The sequence below is a fragment of the Sporanaerobacter sp. PP17-6a genome, from assembly GCF_900095615.1.
Classification (GTDB): domain Bacteria; phylum Bacillota; class Clostridia; order Tissierellales; family Acidilutibacteraceae; genus Acidilutibacter; species Acidilutibacter cellobiosedens.
In genome coordinates, this window is sequence record NZ_FMIF01000001.1 from 1 (window position 1) to 17,327 (window position 17,327).

17 protein-coding genes are annotated in these 17,327 nt (G+C 31.5%); 16 read left to right on the forward strand and 1 reads right to left on the reverse strand.

Annotated elements, in window-relative coordinates:
- Positions 1 to 343: 343 nt before the first annotated feature.
- The 8 genes from PP176A_RS00005 to PP176A_RS00040 all read left to right on the forward strand — a co-directional run bounded on the left by PP176A_RS00005 (position 344) and on the right by PP176A_RS00040 (position 7,700).
- Positions 344 to 1,264 (forward strand): copper amine oxidase N-terminal domain-containing protein, encoded by a 921-nt coding sequence (locus tag PP176A_RS00005; protein ID WP_071138406.1) that lies wholly within the window; start codon positions 344 to 346, stop codon positions 1,262 to 1,264.
- Positions 1,257 to 1,679: a His-Xaa-Ser repeat protein HxsA3 gene (gene hxsA3, locus PP176A_RS16680; RefSeq protein WP_071138407.1), complete on the forward strand. Its 423-nt coding sequence runs from the start codon at positions 1,257 to 1,259 to the stop codon at positions 1,677 to 1,679. The genes PP176A_RS00005 and hxsA3 overlap by 8 nt, the downstream gene beginning before the upstream one ends.
- A gap of 9 nt (positions 1,680 to 1,688) precedes the next feature.
- Positions 1,689 to 2,096: a His-Xaa-Ser system protein HxsD gene (gene hxsD, locus PP176A_RS00015; protein ID WP_071138408.1), complete on the forward strand. Its 408-nt coding sequence runs from the start codon at positions 1,689 to 1,691 to the stop codon at positions 2,094 to 2,096.
- On the forward strand, positions 2,080 to 2,301 hold the full coding sequence (locus PP176A_RS00020; protein WP_071138409.1) for an HxsD-like protein: 222 nt from the start codon (positions 2,080 to 2,082) through the stop codon (positions 2,299 to 2,301). The genes hxsD and PP176A_RS00020 overlap by 17 nt, the downstream gene beginning before the upstream one ends.
- A complete protein-coding gene (locus PP176A_RS00025) occupies positions 2,294 to 3,352 on the forward strand; it encodes a prepilin peptidase (RefSeq protein WP_071138410.1) in 1,059 nt (352 codons plus the stop codon). The genes PP176A_RS00020 and PP176A_RS00025 overlap by 8 nt, the downstream gene beginning before the upstream one ends.
- 2 nt (positions 3,353 to 3,354) lie before the next feature.
- Positions 3,355 to 4,218, forward strand: a complete 864-nt coding sequence (gene hxsC, locus PP176A_RS00030) for a His-Xaa-Ser system radical SAM maturase HxsC (protein ID WP_071138411.1) — start codon at positions 3,355 to 3,357, stop codon at positions 4,216 to 4,218.
- A 9-nt stretch (positions 4,219 to 4,227) separates the two neighbouring features.
- A complete protein-coding gene (gene hxsB / locus PP176A_RS00035; RefSeq protein ID WP_071138412.1) occupies positions 4,228 to 5,607 on the forward strand; it encodes a His-Xaa-Ser system radical SAM maturase HxsB in 1,380 nt (459 codons plus the stop codon).
- A gap of 356 nt (positions 5,608 to 5,963) precedes the next feature.
- A complete protein-coding gene (locus PP176A_RS00040; RefSeq protein WP_159429012.1) occupies positions 5,964 to 7,700 on the forward strand; it encodes an AIPR family protein in 1,737 nt (578 codons plus the stop codon).
- A 692-nt stretch (positions 7,701 to 8,392) separates the two neighbouring features.
- Here PP176A_RS00040 and PP176A_RS00045 read toward each other — a convergent pair.
- Positions 8,393 to 9,037, reverse strand: a complete 645-nt coding sequence (locus tag PP176A_RS00045) for a Crp/Fnr family transcriptional regulator (protein ID WP_071138414.1) — start codon at positions 9,035 to 9,037, stop codon at positions 8,393 to 8,395.
- A 253-nt stretch (positions 9,038 to 9,290) separates the two neighbouring features.
- On the opposite strand from PP176A_RS00045, the gene PP176A_RS00050 reads away from it, so the two are divergent.
- From PP176A_RS00050 to PP176A_RS00085, 8 genes are all read left to right on the forward strand, one after another.
- Positions 9,291 to 10,451: an ABC transporter substrate-binding protein gene (locus PP176A_RS00050; protein WP_071138415.1), complete on the forward strand. Its 1,161-nt coding sequence runs from the start codon at positions 9,291 to 9,293 to the stop codon at positions 10,449 to 10,451.
- A gap of 76 nt (positions 10,452 to 10,527) precedes the next feature.
- Positions 10,528 to 11,400 (forward strand): branched-chain amino acid ABC transporter permease, encoded by an 873-nt coding sequence (locus PP176A_RS00055; RefSeq protein WP_159429013.1) that lies wholly within the window; start codon positions 10,528 to 10,530, stop codon positions 11,398 to 11,400.
- Positions 11,401 to 11,415: 15 nt separating this feature from the next.
- On the forward strand, positions 11,416 to 12,375 hold the full coding sequence (locus tag PP176A_RS00060; RefSeq protein ID WP_071138417.1) for a branched-chain amino acid ABC transporter permease: 960 nt from the start codon (positions 11,416 to 11,418) through the stop codon (positions 12,373 to 12,375).
- Positions 12,376 to 12,389: 14 nt separating this feature from the next.
- On the forward strand, positions 12,390 to 13,193 hold the full coding sequence (locus PP176A_RS00065; RefSeq protein ID WP_200795934.1) for an ABC transporter ATP-binding protein: 804 nt from the start codon (positions 12,390 to 12,392) through the stop codon (positions 13,191 to 13,193).
- A complete protein-coding gene (locus PP176A_RS00070) occupies positions 13,171 to 13,878 on the forward strand; it encodes an ABC transporter ATP-binding protein (RefSeq protein ID WP_071138419.1) in 708 nt (235 codons plus the stop codon). The genes PP176A_RS00065 and PP176A_RS00070 overlap by 23 nt, the downstream gene beginning before the upstream one ends.
- A gap of 277 nt (positions 13,879 to 14,155) precedes the next feature.
- Positions 14,156 to 14,926: a creatininase family protein gene (locus PP176A_RS00075; RefSeq protein WP_071138420.1), complete on the forward strand. Its 771-nt coding sequence runs from the start codon at positions 14,156 to 14,158 to the stop codon at positions 14,924 to 14,926.
- A 200-nt stretch (positions 14,927 to 15,126) separates the two neighbouring features.
- A complete protein-coding gene (locus PP176A_RS00080) occupies positions 15,127 to 15,906 on the forward strand; it encodes a DeoR/GlpR family DNA-binding transcription regulator (RefSeq protein ID WP_071138421.1) in 780 nt (259 codons plus the stop codon).
- Between the two features lie 287 nt (positions 15,907 to 16,193).
- Positions 16,194 to 17,300, forward strand: coding sequence for a M42 family metallopeptidase (locus PP176A_RS00085; protein ID WP_071138422.1), 1,107 nt, complete (start codon positions 16,194 to 16,196; stop codon positions 17,298 to 17,300).
- Positions 17,301 to 17,327 lie beyond the last annotated feature (27 nt).

Below are 17,327 nucleotides of genomic sequence, written 5' to 3' on the forward strand. Positions count from 1 at the left end.
ACGTTTCATTTGTCTTTTTTGCATTTTTTCGTTTTATGTAGGTTAGTACAATAGTAGGTTTTTCTATATTATTTTTAATAATGCAGCTGTTTTGGTGTTTTCTATAAGAAACTTGAAGAATTATTTTCGGATATGTTGTTTAAAACAAATGTTAGCGGAAGAGAAACATCTAGATGCTTTTTATTCGAACATATATGATTTTAAAAGATATTATAATATTTATGAAAAAATAAGAAGGAATATCTTGAATATTGTAGAATTATAAATTGTAAAACGATTTATAATTATTAAGTCTTTATGTGAATTATTATAAATTTAATGTGACAGTGAAGGGGGACGGATTATGAAAAAGCTCAGTTTAGTATTAGCATTTATCCTGATATTTGCTTCTTTTGGCTTTGCGGAAAGCGATATCAAACTGTTTTATAACGGTTCGGAAATTAAAATTGATGAACCCATATTAAATGAAAACGGAAAAGTTCTTGTACCTATGAAAGGCCTGTTCGAAGCCTTAGGAGCTAAAGTGAAATGGGATTCTGCATCAAGAGAGATTTTGATCTCTCAAAAGGACAAGTTAGTAGAGCTTAAAATTGATTCTAAAAATGCTTATGTAAATAACAGTTTAAGGACACTTGATACTGCTCCTAAAATTATAAACGATATTACGTATATACCGACAAGATTTATTGCTGAATCATTGGATATGGATGTGTATTGGAATGATTATTCGAGAGGTATATACATAAACAGCGGTTTTGAAGAAAAGTATGATTCAAGTAATACTTTTGTTGAATATAGAGGTCAGTTTTTAAACGGAAAACCTAACGGATTTGCAAGGAAGTATGGAACTGATGGAAATTTATTATATGAAGGATATTTTGTAAATGGGCATAAAAATGGTATAGGAACTCAATATTGGTCAAATGGGGATAAATATATAGGAAACTTTATTTCTGACTCCATAGCAGGAAAGGGGAAGCTTATATATAAGGGAAATGGAACTTATATAGGAGAATTTCTCAATGGAGTGAGAAGCGGGGAGGGAATTTTTTCATGGCCAAATGGAGAGAGATATGAAGGTTCTTGGCTAAAGGATAAAATGAATGGAAATGGTACTTATATATTTAAAAACAAGGATAAGTATGTGGGACAATGGCTTGATAATTATATGGATGGTGAAGGAATATATTATTTTGCAAATGGAAAGGCCTTTAAAGGTACTTGGCAGCATGGAGTTAATAAAGGGGGTTCTATGATTGATTAATTTTCCTGAAATCAAAAAAAGTATTTATGATTTTTTATATGAAGAAGAAGGTAACGTAGATCGAAGTAAGGTAATATTTGTGGGATCATTAATGATATTGACAGGGATCATGCTTACTCAAGAGGCTTTTGCAGTTCATAGTTCTCACAGTTCCCATAGTTCTCATAGTTCCCATAGCTCAGGTTCTTATCCTGGTCATAGTTCACATGAGTCACATGTTTCTCATACATCTCATCAATCGGGATCGGGAGGTCATGATTCACATGTATCTCATTCGTCTGCGCCTGCACATAATTCAGCACCTGCACATAATTCACAACCCGTGCAGCCGTCGACACCAAAAGTACCTGCTGTAGAAGAACATCCGGTATTTCAAACACCGCAGATTCCTCCTGACACAAAGCCTATAGAATGAAGGTGAATTATGAATAAAAAATATGAGCGTATTGACAGAATGGTTAAGCTTTATCTTGATAAAAGAATATATTCTATTGAATCTTGTATGAAAGCGGCATATGCATTTATTGAGAACTATTATATTTTTCTTGAGATGGACGAAAAAGATATTATAGTTGAAATAAAGAAAAAGGATATGAGTGAGCGGATCACTGAAGAAGATATAGGAGAGTTTTATAATGAACTTTTGAATCAATCTGTCAGGGAAATAGTATATAAAAAGACTAAAAATATTCGTGAGATTATAATGGCTAGGGCTCTTCACAGTGAATGTCTATCCACAGGAAATGTTGAAGATGAAATTGATGATGAAGGATATAAGTTAGAAAATATAGCACATGATTGGTTTGAGGTGAAAAATGAAGAAAGAAATTGAGCTCAATTTAGGTGTTTATTCAATGGACAATATTTATAAAGGGATAATTGATTTTTCACAAGTATGCTCAATATATGCTGAAAAAAACGGAAACAAAATGGTTTGTAACTTTGATTGTAACGATAGGGACTATATTGAGATCAAAGACGAATTTTGTAATTATGTATTGGCATTATGCAATAGAGGAAAAATAAAAAATGGTTAGTTTTATTAATATAGTTCTTTTGATTTTAATTTTTTTTGTTGGAATAGTTTCTTCTGTTACTGATTTTAAAAGGGGCAAAATATATAATAAAATAATTTTAACTGTTTTAGTTATAGGAACTCCTTTTGTTTTTTTTAAATATGGATACTTTAATAATTATTTTTTAAAGGAGTATTTGATTAATATAGCTATTACTATAATTTTCAGCATATTGTTTTATGCCTTTAGAATTTGGGCAGCCGGGGATGCTAAGCTTATGGATCTTATGGTTTATCTTATACCTTATGATTATTATCGTTATATAAATCAAAAGTTTTTCCCGGGAATATATTTATTTGCGATTATATTCAGCCTTGCTTATGTATATGTGGTTTTGGAAAGTATTATTTTAAGTTTTGTGAAACCGGCTTTATTGAAGCAGAAATTAACTAATAATAACATAAGTGGTAATACCATTATAAAATTTTTTATAAGGTTTTTAACCGGCTCTTCAATAGGAAATTTATTTTTTAACATCCTGTTGAGAATAGGGGGAGAATATTATTTAAATAATAGATATGTTTTTTCTTTAATAATATTTTTTCTGCTTAGCGCGTTTTATTCGGCTTTAAAGGATAACATGAAGGCATATTATATTATTTTTGCTTTTTCTATTAGTGTTAATGTTATGTTTTCCATTTATAATGGACAGAGATTGAGAGATATTTTTTCTTATAGCTTAATGTCTGTTTTTATTATGGCTATAATAATGATTATTAGATTTTTTACGGAAACTTATAATTATAAAAAAGTATTGGCATCAGAAGTAAAGGCTGGTATGGTCATTTCCTATGAGTCAGTGATTACTTTACTTGGAACCAATAAGAATGGCATAGTTATATTTACTGATGAAACTACTAAGTCTCGAATTTCAGAAGAAGATGCAAGAGCCATATCTATTTGGGGAGAAAAAAATCCAGAAATCTATTTAAAAATTGTAAGGCTTATGCCATTTTCTATTTTTATTTTTATAGGGATTATTGTATTTATTTTTATGGGAGTGCTGATATAAATATGGATGAGGATATAAAAGAGAGGGTTCTTTTTGTAACTAATAAGTGCAATTCTAACTGCATTATGTGTCCAGATTCTGAAAATATGAGGAGGCGTAATATTGGTATTACTTATGAGTCTTTGATAGCTCAGATTAATGAATTTCCTGATGATATTGAATTTCTTTGTATAACAGGAGGAGAACCTACTTTACTTAGGTATGATCTTATTAGAATATTGGAGAGATGCAGGGAAAAATTAAATAATACTGATTTTTTGCTTTTAAGTAATGGGAGAAGTTTTTCGGATATGAATTATGCGAGAGAGTTTTCTAAGTCAATACCTAATTTATTGATTGTGGGAATTCCTCTGTATGAATCTTATGCTAATGGTCATGAGGGAATAACAAGGGTTAAAGGAAGTTTTGGCGAAACTGTAAGAGGTATAAATAATTTACTCTCCTTAGGCGTAGCCGTTGAACTTAGAGTTGTTGTAATGAAGTATAATTATAAGCACTTGAGTGAAATATCAAGATTTATTGCAAAAAACTTTCCAAATATTATTAGAGTAAATTTTATGTCTTTGGAAGTTTTAGGCAATGCTTTTGCAAACAAAGAAAATGTATGGATTGATTTGAATGAGACGAAAACTTATATTAAGGATGCAGCAATGACTTTATTTTTAGCAGGGATAAAATGCCAGCTGTATAATTTTCCTTTATGCTATGTCAATCATAGTATTTGGAGTTTATGCCGAAAAAGTATTTCTAAAAATAAAGTAAAGTATGCTGATGAGTGTGATTTTTGTCAAGGAAAAGATCAATGCGGAGGATTTTTTAATTCTACATTTGCGGTTATGAAACCTAAAGTGAATATTATAAAGTGAGGCATTAGAATGTATAATTATTTCAATTTTAAGAAACATGGGGAAGATTATTTGATTACTAATGATGCTGGTTATTATTCTTTTTTATCTAAAGAAGAATTGGGAATGTTGTTATTTGACTCGGATAATATCAATGAACTGAAAAAAGATGAGTTAATTCGTAAGGGGTTTTTAGTGTCAAAAGATAAGGAACTGTTTATCAATGATAACTATCATTTTGTAAGGGGATATAAGGAATATCTTTTTTATCATACATCACTGCATATTTTTGTTGTTACTACACGGTGTAATCAAAGATGTATTTATTGTCAGGCTAGTGCAAAATCAGCCGACAAGTCTTCTAATATGAGTATTGATACTGCAAGAAAAGCTGTAAATATCGCAATGAGTTCTGGTGGAGAGTATTTAACTTTTGAATTTCAAGGTGGGGAACCTTTACTAAATTTTGATACAATTAAATTTATTGTAGAGTATGCAGAGAGTATTAAAGGAGACAAGGTAATTGAATATAATATAGTTTCTAATCTTATGCTTCTAAACGAGGAGATGCTTGACTTTTTTAGTAAGTATAATTTTAATATTTCTACCTCTATAGACGGAGATGAAACTTTGCATAATAAAAATAGACCGGCAGTAATGGGAAATTCCTATCTGTCAATGAAAAAATCTGTAGATAAGATTAGAAAAAGAGGGTTATCTATAAGTGCTATACAGACTACAACTTGTTATAGTATATTTAATCCGAGGGAAATAGTAAATGCTTATTTGAAATTGGGATTTTATGATATATTTTTAAGACCCTTGACTAAATTGGGTTTTGCTAAGAACAGATGGAAGGATATAGGGTATAATGCAGATGAATTTGTTTCTTTTTATGAAGAGGCTCTTAATTATATTGTTGAACTTAATGAAAATGGAGTAAAAATGAGAGAAGGACATGCAGTCATTTTGTTACGTAAGATACTTGAAAGAAGGCCTATTAACTATATGGAATTGAGATCACCGTGTGGTGCTGGTATAGGTCAGCTTGCTTATTACTATGATGGAGGGGTCTATACATGTGATGAGGGAAGAATGTTGGCAGAAATGGGAGATAAGAGCTTTTATATAGGTAATGTTGATAGTTTAAATTTTGCCGATATTGTAAAATCTCCTGTATGTAAGGCCGTATGCTCTGCTTCATGTCTTGAAACAATACCTTATTGCAGTGATTGTGTATATCAGCCATATTGTGGTATTTGTCCGATTTTATCCTATTCCGAAACGGGTAGTTTGTTTTCCCAAATGCCAGCTGATTTTAAATGCAAGGTGTATATGGGAATTTTGGATATTTTATTTGGTTTAATTAAAGATGATGATAAGCTGAAAATTTTGGAAGAATGGATATAAAATATGGGGATGAGTGGTGAGCCATGTTGCTCTATATCAGTTATTATTGAGTATTGTTTTATGTTTAATTTTGTAAATATAAAAGAAAAATTGTTTTATCATAGAAAATAACCGATAGTAATATTAGTAATATTTTAATCAACTTTAGAGAAGACAAGAGATACAAGAATTTTTAAGATTAAGAATAAACAATAATAATCTATACTCAGAATCACTATTTAAAAATAATGAAATATATGTATAAATATCTAATTAGAGGATCGGTAAACGTGGATAAAGCAAAAAATTTAATATTTATAGATTCTAAATGCTAGATGGTAGTTTATATATTTGAAATAAATAGTAAGGAGGATAATATGAGTAATAAACTAAGATTAATTAATTCTATAATAAAAAGGTTTAAGAATGAAAATGGGTTAGATGACTTATTACTTTTTGAAGTATTTTCAATATCACAAATATTAAAGAATAGACAGATAGATTTTGATGATATTGAAAATAGTATTGTTGATGGTGGAAATGATGGTGGAATAGATAGCATTATAATTTTACTGAATGACTCTAATTTAAATACAGTCGAGGAATTAGATGAATTAAAAAACAATGGTGAATTAAATCGAAAAACAGAGCTAGAAATATATATAATTCAAGCAAAAGATTCCAGCAGCTTTAAGGAACGAGTTTTTGACACATTAAGTCTTACTATTCAAGATATATTTGATTATGAAAAGGGACATGATAATCTAATAAAAAAATATAATCCATTGTTAGTAGATAGAATTTTACTGCTAAGGAAAACGCTTGATGAGGTAATGATTACTAGCAATAATGTGGTAATAAAAGTAGTTTATGCTTCAAAGGGTGATACATCTCAAATATCAAGTGGTGTAAAAAATAAAGCAGAATCAATAAGGAACATTCTAATAGAGAAATCGTCGGTTACTAATTCTATTATTGAATATTATGGAGCGGATGAATTAAGAAAAATTTATATCGAGCCAGAAGAAAATGAATTGATATTAAAATTTAAAGCAGATTTCAGTTCAACTTTTGATGGAATAATTGGTTTAGGGTATGTTGTTTTATCTAATATAGTAGACTACTTTAAATTTGTTACTAAAGATGACGGAAAAATAAGAGAAGGCATTTTTGAGAATAATATACGGCATTTTCAAGGAAAGGTTGCTGTAAATAGAGGAATGATGAATACTTTAAATAAGGACGTTGATTTAGAATTTTGGTGGCTGAATAATGGTATTACTATATTAGCTAATGAAATTGTCCCCTTACCAGACAATAAATTGAGGGTTAAAAATATCCAGATTGTTAATGGACTTCAAACTACATTCTGTATTTATAATCATTTTAAAAATTTGAGTAGAGACGAATTAAGTGATAATCGTTCTGTGCTTATTAAATTAATAAAAACAGATGATGAAAAAATAATGGATAAAATAATTTATTCTACAAATAGTCAAACAGAGGTTAGACCTGCTGATTTAAGAGCAACTGATGAATTACAAAGAGATATAGAGAACTACTTTTTAAGTAAAGGTTTTTATTATGACAGACGGAAAAATTATTACAAAAATCAAAATAAAGAAAGAGCAAAAATTTTTAATATAGCAAAGACTGCACAATATATAGAAACCCTCTTATTTAAGAGACCACATATAGCTAGAGCAAATCCTACATCGTTGTTAAAAACTGATGATAATTATAAAAGAATATTTAATAATTCTATTAACATTGGAGCATATTTAAAGGCATGTTTGTTATTTAGAAAAACTAGCCAATACGTTAAGGAAAAAACTCATAGTGAAGATATTATTAATAATAAATACGGAGCCTCAATAAAAAATTTATCTTTTCATATAATGTTAGTGAGTATTAGCCTTTATTTTAATAACTTTAATTTTAACGATACTGATTTAGCTAATTTAGATTTAGATAAGATTGATACTTCATATTTTGATAATTCGGTAATATATTTAGTTGATATAATTGATAAAATGGAAGAAAATAAGAATATTATAAACATTGCTAAATCAAAAAATTATACTACTCTCATAAAAGAAAGATTCGATCACTAAAAGAAGAATTTGGGATAACACAAGAGGACACCTTGAAGTGCCTTCTTAACGGTATACTGGGTGTTAAAGGATGAGGTTAAGAAACTCATGGTGTAAGAAATTAATATTCTAGAATTTATAAATGTAATGTCTTTTATATGTAATTTTTATAGATAGGTTATATGCGCATCCTATATATATCGAGGTTACAAAATTTTTATGTAGAAAAAATTATTGAAGAGTAAAGAATGAAGATCTAATGTTCTTACTATCCTTTTATCAAGAAGCAGTTTTTAAAGGCTAGTATTTCTGATTATGTTGATAAAACACTGATAATGAGTAGTCTTCATTAGATTTTTTTGAAGAATTATATATTATCTGATGAAAACGTAAAAGAAATTGGATTACAGATAATAAGAATGATTAATGCAGATTCAAAATCGATGATGATTATTCAATATTTGCATAGTTGGATGAATTTTTCGTTGTTTGGAATTAACAGCAAAAATAGTGGAATTATATATTAATACTCATCAATGAATATTAAAGAAATATATTTTCAACGAGCTGTTTTAGAAAGAAAAGAAATGTATAAAATTTTTATCGCCTTATCGCCTGAGCCTCTTAGAATCCCTAAAGAAAGATAAGGCATTTTCTTTAGGGATAGAATATGGTTCGAGATATAACTTTTTTGTGTATTTATTTGTTCTTTGTTAATGAAATATTATCTTTTTCCCGTTCCTTGTTATTTTACCTTCAGATTCTAATGTCTTTAACAGCTTAGTTACAGTACTCCTTGTAGAGCCGATCATAGTAGCTAATTCTTCATGGGTAAGATTTAAATTTATTTCATAACCTGTTTCTTTGAGGGAACCATGCTGGACGGACAGTCTTCTTAAAAGGGAAAACAGCCTTTCTTTTGTACTTAAATAGGTTTTATCATAAATCTGGTACATTAATATTCTGAACTTTGTGGTAATCATTAATAAAATGCTATCGTATATATAAGGATTATTTTTTAAGTAATCATAAAATATATCTTTATTAATTTTACAAACCTTAACAGGAGAATAAGTTCTGGTAATAACACGGTCATAATCATTTTGAATCATTGTTATTTCACCAAACATATCTCCTTTTGTTAATATCAATATTGTTTTTTCAACTCCATTGGAATCCAAAAAAAATTGTTTAACTATACCATTCAGAATTAAATATATATAATTTAATTTTTTATATTCAAACTCGATTAAAGTATCCTTGTTAAAATCAATGATTTCACCCATATCCTTAAAATGGGTTAAAAGGACATTTCGGTATTCATAGTTTATAGTATATTCAGCATTATATATAGACAAAAAATCACCCCCATAAGAAGTTTTTCTAATTTAAATATTATATAATAAATACTATGAAAATGTATTCCTGAACACATTAATAATATAATCAATATTATACAATAAAAATATAATATTTGCATTATTGAGATTTTTTAAATAATATCGAAAATTTATTATAGAAAGGAGAATTTGATAAAGAATAAGATATGTTGATAAAATTGAAAAAATTATAAGGCGAGATATCAAAAGATAATGGAGGAGGGATTGATTTATGTATGTTAAAAAGAGAGGGAAAATATTCTTATTGATCCTTTTAATTGTTGTAGCCAATACCTTGACTGCTTGTAGTAGCAGTCAAGAATCTTCAGAAAAAATTTTAAGAATAGGTGTTGTGGGACCTGAATCGGGAGGTTCGGCTCAATTAGGGCAGGGACAGCGAAAAGCTGTTGAATTAGCAGTTAATGAAATTAATAAAAACAAATTAGCCGGGGAATGGAAATTAGAGGCTGTTTTTCAAGACGATGAGGGGAACCCTACTAAATCTTCCAGTGCCACAAATAAATTAATTCAAGAATCCAAAGTAAATGTAATCATTGCTTCTATCAACAGTTCATCAACTTTAGCTGATATGGTAGTTACAGAAAGAGCAGGAATCCCTCAGATAACTCCCGGTTCAACTGGAGCTTCAATTACAGAACAGGGGAATGAATGGATTTTCCGTACGGCAGCAAACGACAGCTTTCAGGCGGATGCTTTAGTTAAGTATGCAAAGGAAGACTTGGGCATTACTAAAGTTGCTACTTTTACAGCTTCCGATGATTATGGCCAAAGCGGAGCAAAACTTTTAAAAAATGCTATAGAAAAATACGGCTTAGAATTAGTAGCTAATCCTACTTATAATAATGGGGATAAAGATTTTAAGCCGCAGTTAATAACGATAAGAGATAACGGGGCCCAGGCAATCTTTATGTGGGGTCTATATACGGAAGCAGCACTGATAAGCAATCAGTCACAGCAATTGGGACTTGATGTTCAGCTTTTCGGAGCAAGTGGTATGGCAGCTCAAAAATTGATTGAACTTGGAGGAGATGCTGCTCAGGGATTAATATTGACTCAGACATTTTTACCGGATGCGGATATTCCCACAGTGAAAGAATTTGTTCAGAAGTATAAAGAAAAATATAATGAAGATCCGATTCCTCATGGTGCACAAGCTTATGACACGGTATATATTATAGCAAATGCGGTATTAAAGGCTGACAGCAGTGAACCGGAAGCTTTACGAGATGCCATAAGAAATACACAGGGATTGGAATTGGTTACGGGAAATCCTACATTTAACGAACAAGGAGACGATATAGGCAAAAGACTGTTAATCACCAAAATTGATGGAAATAAATTTACACTTGTTAAAGCAGTTGAAACTAAATAATGGATAATGAATAAAAACGTTTCTGATTTGAGAAAAATAATTATTGCTTTCATAACATTTAAAGGAAGTGAAAGACTTGTTACAATTTATTTTAAATGGTTTGCCTATAGGAGCAATATACGCTTTAGTGGCTCTCAGCTATAGTTTTATATATGCAGCTTCATCTGTCCTTAACTGGGCTCAAGGAGATATGGTAATGTTGGGGGCATATGTAGGCTTTACACTTTATCAAGTATTTAATTTAGGTTTCACACCTGCTTTATTTATTTCTATGGCTGTTGTGGCTTTAGTAGGAGTACTGATACAATATTTGATTCTGAGGCCGTTACGTCAAAGAAAAGCACCTCCCATTAATGTAATAATTGCTACTTTAGGCGTATCAATTATCGTAAGGAATTTTGCGTTAATGATTTGGGGACCTGATGCACAACTTCTTCCGTCACCTGTAAGTACGAAACCTGTAACTACGGGAATTTTAAATATAACACCTCAGAATATTTTAATAGTTGTAGTAGGGCTTTTATTAATGATCATATTTCAGTATCTTTTGAAACAAACTAAAGAAGGGAAAGCATTAAGGGCGGTTGCACAGGATCGTTATGCCGCCATGATTATGGGTATTGATACTGAAAGAGCAGACAGGGTAGCTTTCGCAATAAGTGCTGCATTAGGTGCAGCGGCAGGAATTTTAATAGCTCCTATATTCTTCATTACTTTTAATATGGGAGCAGGTATAGGATTAAAGGGGTTCGTTGCTGCGGTAGTTGGCGGATTGGGTTCTGTGCCGGGGTCTATTGCAGGAGGTTTTTTCATTGGAATTATTGAGGCTGTAGTAGGCGGACAGATAAGTTCCGGTTATCGTGATGCTATTACATTTGTTTTACTGATTTTAGTATTGTGGTTAAGGCCTTCAGGATTATTTCTAAAAAAGAAAGGACAAAAAGTATAGTTTGGTGGTGCTAAAATGAAAAAAAACAAAAAGATTTTTTTAATGATAGCTGTCTCTGTACTGATTTTGACCCTGCCCCTTTATATAAATAACCTTTATTATTTGCACATTATAAATTTAGCTGGTATTTATACATTGGTGACTATAGGTTTAAATTTATTAAGCGGATATACAGGCCAGACATCTATGGGACAAGCGGGTTTTTTTGCAGTTGGAACATATGTATCGGCACTTATGATGATGAATTTTAATTTTCCGTTTTTAGTTGCAATTATTATTGGTACAGTTGCTACTGCAGCTTGCGGATTGATTATCAGTATTCCGGCTATGAAATTATCAGGCCCTTATTTAGTATTGGCTACGGTTGGATTTGGCGAAATTACAAGACTTGTCCTCCTTAACTGGACACCGGTTACAAAAGGGGCGGCTGGCCTTACCGGAATACCATATCCTGAGATTTTCGGATTGAAAATAACATCGGAAGGACAGTTTTTCTACCTAATACTGATCTTTGTAATTCTTGGCACTTATATAGCAGTCCGTCTGGCAAAATCCAAAATAGGAAGAACTTTTTCCGCTGTCAGAGAAGATGATTTGGCTGCCGAAGCTATGGGCGTGCCGGTAAATTATTATAAAATTGCGGCTTTTGTAATAAGCGCTATGTTTGCAGGATTAGCAGGAGGATTATTCGGAGCTTTCTCTGGTGTAGCCAGTCCGGATAATTTTACATTTGATGATTCGGTTGCATTTTTATGTATGTCCGTTATAGGAGGAAACAGAACGATTTTAGGAGGAATCGCTGGAGCCTTTGTATTAACGATTATTTCTGAGCTTTTAAGAGTTTTTCAAGGAACGAGATTAATAATATATGGTTTTATCCTTATTTTTACAGTAATATATATGCCTAACGGTTTAGTGGGGATTATGGACAATATAAAAAAGAATTACAGGAAGAATAATAAGATTAATGAATAAATATGGAGTGATATATGATGCCTCTTGAATTAAATATTTTGACTATAAAGGGAATTTCTGTACGATTTGGCGGATTGCAGGTCTTAAATAATATTGATATTCAGGTTAATAGAAATACTATACATGGAATTATCGGCCCCAACGGAGCAGGTAAAACAACTCTTTTTAACGTAATCACCGGGCTGATCAGATCTGATTCAGGGACTATTTCCTTGGAAGGAAAAGAGCTACCTTATGTAAAGCCCTATCAGCTTGTTTCCTTAGGGTTTGCCCGTACTTTTCAAAATATAAGATTATTTAAAGAAATGTCCGTTTTGGATAATGTGATGATAGGTCAACATATTCATACGCCAACTCCGGTTTTTTCAATTATGATAAATGGCAAAAAATCCCGGCATTATGAAAAGGTTGCAAAGGAAAAGGCCTTAGAAGCTCTGAAATTTATGGGCATAGAGGAAAAAGCTCAGGAAACTGTAAGCAATTTGTCTTACGGTCAACAAAAGCTGGTTGAATTTGCTCGGGCTTTAGCTGCCCAGCCTAAAATAATACTTCTGGACGAACCGGCTGCAGGGATGCATCCCACAGAGAAGGCAAATCTGTTAAACATTGTAGATAGACTTCGGGAAAAGGGATATACGATTATATTAATTGAACATGATATGAAATTAGTTATGAATATATGTGATATGATTTCTGTTCTTGACCATGGAAAGGTAATTACTCATGGCAGACCGGAGGAAGTTCGCAACAATAAAGATGTAATAAGCGCTTATTTAGGAAAGGGTGAATATGTGAATGCTCGAAATAAAAGAAATTAGTGCCGGTTACGGGGCTACCGAGGTACTCCATGGAATATCTTTAACGGTTGAGGAAGGGAAAATAACAACTCTTATTGGCGGGAATGGAGCAGGGAAAACTACTACTTTAAATTGTATTATGGGTGTGGTTAAAACTTTAGGCGGTAGTATTACTTGGAAGGATAGGGATATTAGTAAGTTGAAAACTTCCGGAATTGTTGGAATGGGAATATCCCTTATACCTGAAGGAAGGCATATTTTTCCCCAGATGACTGTAATGGAGAACCTGGAGATGGGGGCTTACAATCGTATAGATAAAAAAGAAATAATAAGAGAGGACTTGGCTTGGGTACTCGATCTCTTTCCGGTCTTAAAATCAAGATATAAGCAGTTGGCGGGAACTATGTCCGGAGGAGAGCAGCAGATGCTGGCTATAGGGAGATCCTTAATGGGAAATCCGGAGCTGATACTTATGGATGAACCTTCTATGGGATTGGCACCCATAATAGTTGATGAAGTTTTTGATATAATTCATAAAATACAGAATATGGGCAAGACTATTTTACTTGTAGAACAAAATGCAACATTGGCTTTAAGCAGTGCCCATTACGGTTATGTTATAGAACTGGGGAAAATGGTATTAAAAGGAACCGGACAAGAATTATTGAATAATCCTGAAGTGGAAAAGGCATATTTGGGCTTATAGCAATCTATTTAAAAAGTAGGAGAAAAAACAGGGATACTTAAATAATTTATTATTATATAAAAAAGATAATAATCCATTTATAGGTTATATATGGCTTTAAACAATGGGTTATTATCTTTTTTAAATTATTTTCCATGGTTTTAAATATCAATAAATGTATTAAATGTATTCTCAAACACATTAATAATTTAAATGACATTGTAAACTGAAAATGTAATATTTAAAATATTAAGATTTGTTGATTAATATAAATTATTTATTGTTGGGAGGAAATTATATGAAAAATTGGCTACAAGAGAACAATTGGGAAGAGGTTAAAGAATTGATAAAGAAAAGCAAGGGAGTTGCCATAATACCTGTGGGAAGCACCGAACAGCATGGGTTGCATTTACCCGTGGGGACAGATACCTATATAGCTATTACATTGGCGGAAGATGCGGCATTAAAAACTAATGCGTTAATTGTGCCTCCATTGTGGTTTGGATGGAGTCCCCATCATATGGTATTACCAGGTACAATTACTATCAGACCGGAAATATTGTCAGAATATCTTTTTGATATAGTCAAATCTTTATCAGTACATGGAATAAAAAAATTTTTGCTTATAAATGGCCATAGAATAGTGAATGTGATTTGGATGCAGTTAACTGCTGAAAAAGCACAAAGAGAACTGGATGTAGAAATAAAAATATTTGATCCGGCCTATATGTCAAAGGATATAGTCAAAGAGCTTGGTTTCGGACCGGTAGGACATGCTGAAGAAATAGAAAGTTCACATATGCTTTACAGATATGAAAACTTGGTACAAATTGATAAAGCAGCGGATAACCCGATAGAAGAAAAAGAATTATACTCCGTTGATCCTTCATATTCTCATGATACTTTATGCTATGTACCCACTTCTGTAAAATCAGCAAGAAAAAATGTAGAAAAAGCCGGAGGAGTCACAGGCGAACCGACAAAATCATCGAAAGATAAGGGGAAAATATATCATGAACATTTAGTAAAGAATTTAGTTAAAGTAATTAATCAGCTGCAAAATAGTTAATATGAACAGTTATAAATATTCTTCTAATCTGACATTTTTCTTGATTACTAATTGCTCAAATAAATGGAAATTTTATATAAAACCGATGATATAAATAAGTTACTTGCCTTAAAAGTTTGGCTGTGATACAATCAAAACAAATCAAACAATATCAAATTTATTGCGTAAATCGTGATATTAAACAAAAGGAGAATCCGTTTATGTTAAAAGGTGAGAGATTGTATAATATGGCCGAATATATAGATGATAAAAAAGTGGTAACTATTATGGAATTATGTGACCATTTTAAAGTGTCCAAGGCAACCGTTAACAGGGATTTAAGAATGTTAGAAAAAGAGAAGTTTATTACCAGGACTCATGGAGGTGCTATGAGTTTGACAAGGGGGACACGATTTGAGCCTATTTATGAGATTAAAGAAAAAGAAAAAATTGATGAAAAGCAGGCTATTGGTGCATATGCAGTTAATTTTATAAAACAAGGCGAAACAATATTATTAGATTCTGGGACAACTACATTGCTACTTGCAAGGCAGATGAAAGATCTCAACAATATTACCGTAATAACCAATGATTTGATGATCGCATATGTGCTGAGTGAAGCTAATGGGATTGATTTAGTGGTATTAGGAGGTCAACACAGAAAAGGTGTATATAGTTTAATAGGACCATTTACAGAAAATATTTTGAAAGAATTAAATGTGGATAAAGCATTTTTAGGAGCAGACGCCATAGATGTTGATAGAGGCATAACCAATTCTAATATAGAAGAAAGTAATATTAAGAAGAGTATCGTTGAAATATCAAAGGAGGTAATAGTACTGGCGGATAGCAGTAAATTCGGAAATGTCGCTTTTACGAAGGTCTGTGATATAGATTCGGTTGATGTGATTGTTACTGACTTTAATATTTCCGAAAAAGAATTATCTAAATTTAGAAATACTAATGTAAAAATCTGCATTGCAGAAAAAAAGAGTGTATAAATAATTTAAATAAATCTATGCTTTTACAAAATAAAATCCTCTTTTCTAGGAAAATCAAATTAAGATTTAAACTAGAAAAGAGGATTTTATTTTGTAAGAAAATATATTGATAGGATATAAAAAACGCTTGCAATGAAAATGGGGTTATGATATAATCAAAATAAATCAGTTGATATCATTAAAAATCATCAAATATCATTTAATACAATCATAAAATGTCAAAAGTAAAATGAAAAATATTTAATATCTTTAATAATGAAATTACATTATAAGGAGGTAACACGAAAATGAATGACATAAAAACAATATTAAAGGAACTGACATCGCTATCCGGAGTTTCAGGACACGAAGAAGAAGTAGCTCGCTATATGTACGAAAAGTTTAAAGGCATAACAGATGATGTGGCAATTGATAATCTGGGGAATATAGTATGTCACATATCATCAGAGGTGAAAAATGCTCCGAAAGTATTAGTTTTTGGCCATATGGATGAAATAGGTCTTATGATAAAAAAGGTAGAGAAAAATGGTTTTCTGAGGTTTGAAAGAATAGGAGGAGTAAACAGACAAGCTTTACCGGGGACTCATGTAGTAGTAGTTAATTCCCAAGGTAAAAAAGTTAACGGTGTTATTGGGCTGAAATCTCATCATATAATGAAACAGGACGAAAAAAGCAGGATACCGGAAGTTGAAGAAATGTATATAGACATTGGCTCATCTTCAGATGTAAACGTTTATGAAAGAGGTATACATGTCGGCTGCTTTGCAACATTTAAACCTTCATTTACCGAGCTAAATGAGGATTTAGTATGTTCTAAGGCATTAGATGACAGGGCGGCATGCACAGTATTATTACGGTTAGCGGAAGAGCTTTCAAAAGAAGTTGATGAATTAAATTCGGAAGTGTATTTGGTAGCCAGTGTACAGGAGGAGTTCAATATTAGGGGGATTATGCCTATGGTAAGGAAAATAAAGCCGGATATAGCTGTAGGAATAGATATTACGCCATCTTTTGATACCCCGGAATTAAACTGTACAGCTTCTGATGTTGTATTAGGAAAAGGGCCTGCAATAACTTATATGAATTTTCATGGGAGGGGCACTTTAGCAGGCATTATACCAAGTTATAAATTAACCGAATTTATTGAAAAGGTAGCTGTTCAAAATGATATTAAATTTCAAAGAGAGGTTATAACAGGAGTAATCACTGAAACAGGTTTTATATGTATAGAAGGTGAAAATGGGATAATTACCGGGAATTTATCTATTCCGGTGAGATATTCCCATACTCCTATAGAAGTTGCGGACCTAAGAGATATTGATATGGCTATAAAATTATTACTTAATGTCATTAAAGAAATAAAATCTTTTAATAGTTTCAGATTTATCAGTTAAATTTTATTGTGAAGGGAGGGAAAGGCA